Source organism: Nitrospira sp. BLG_2 (assembly GCF_049222245.1).
This window is the reverse complement of the sequence record NZ_JBLYIG010000712.1, coordinates 1-1557: the sequence shown is the minus strand read 5'-3', so window position 1 is coordinate 1557 and position 1557 is coordinate 1. Positions and strand designations below refer to the sequence as shown.

Here is a 1557-nt window from a genome sequence, read left to right as displayed (position 1 = left end):
GTCAAGAATTGATTCGTTAGGCATTGCAGAAAGAATTTCCAACGTTAATCTGCATAGTGCTGATTTACCCGATTTAAATATTCCTAATGTAAATATTCCATCTGCTCTCGTTACAAGTGTTTCCAGTTTTGAGTTACCTAAAATTCCTGAGCTATCATTTAACGATTTTTCAGCGATTGACTTGTCACCAGATTTGTCTGAAATAAATAATGAATTACTCTTTAACACACCAGAAGGATTAACAGGCATTCAGGAAAATCTCACAGGCTTAAAAGAAAAATTTTCAGTACTGGATCAGCTTAAATCAAATCCAGATAAAGCCATAGAACAAGCTTTTGGTAACCTTGACGGAATAAATGAATTGAAAAATTTAAAGAACCCAATAGACCAAATTCCAGCTAATAATCCAGATGCAGTAAGAGAAAAATTAAAAGAGCAGGCAATAAATCACTTTACAGGAAAGGAGGAACTACTCTCTAAGTCAATGGAGCAGGTTTCTAAATACAAACAGAAGTATTCCAGTGTGCAAAGCATTAAAGACATTCCTAAAAAAGTACCAAATGAAATGAAGGATAAACCATTAACTGAACGTCTCATCCCAGGCGTTTCCTTTCAATATCAGTTTAAAAATAACTATCTACTTGACATTTACGGCTATGCAGGCTACAAACTAACAAGCAGAATAACGACAGGTATCGGCTGGAATCAAAGAGTTGCACGCGGCCAAGACAATTCATACTGGAACCATAACGCTTCCATTTACGGGCCAAGAGTATTTGGGAATTACAGCCTTGGCAAAGGATTTATTGCCCATTTTGAATTAGAGGTAATGAATACATTTGTTTCATACAACCGGACAGACCCAACAATTGGACAACGAGAATGGGTTTGGAGCACAATGACAGGACTGAAAAAAGAGTACCGAATTACCAAAAACTTAAAGGGGACAATTCTGGTTCTTTACAATATCATTGACCCAAGGCATAAAAGCCCCTACAACGATAGACTGAATACAAGAATTGGTTTTGAGTACAGGATAAAGAAAAAGCCAAAAGAAAAAGTGCAGAATTAAGTTTGCATTGAGTTTCGTTCTCACCGAAAACATTCGCCAACGCAGCAGCACACATACCTTAGCCACACTTGCTACCCTCAACCAAAGCTAAGGCAAGAGTGATGCCACCACGCACGTAAAATTAAAACAGGGCAATAGCTGTACACCGAGAGAGAGTTCCCTAAGTTGCCCCACCGCACAAGTTCAGTTACAGAAATACGAGTGTATAAAGGTGCTCAAATTAACGCGGGACAAAGCACGGGCGGTAACACCGTGTTTATGCCAGCTTGGGGGTTTGGTGTTCATTGCACTTTCGTTTTCTTTATTTAGTTTCGTAACGGTGGACAGCTTCGGAGCAGTCGTGTTTGTCATTCCTTCGTCATTTAACAAACACTCCTATCCCCAAGCCGTCATAAACACAAAACGTTGCAGGCAAGGCGGCCCGACACCCCAACGACTCGGACCACAACGACAAATTCAACTAACGACATTCTAAATTTCAAATG

1 protein-coding gene is annotated in these 1557 nt (G+C 39.6%); it reads left to right on the top strand.

What is annotated here, in order from left to right:
- A partial coding sequence (locus ACOSYY_RS18755; RefSeq protein ID WP_421664399.1) for a hypothetical protein occupies positions 1-1072 on the top strand: 1072 nt, incomplete at its 5' end.
- Between the last annotated feature and the right edge of the window lie 485 nt (positions 1073-1557).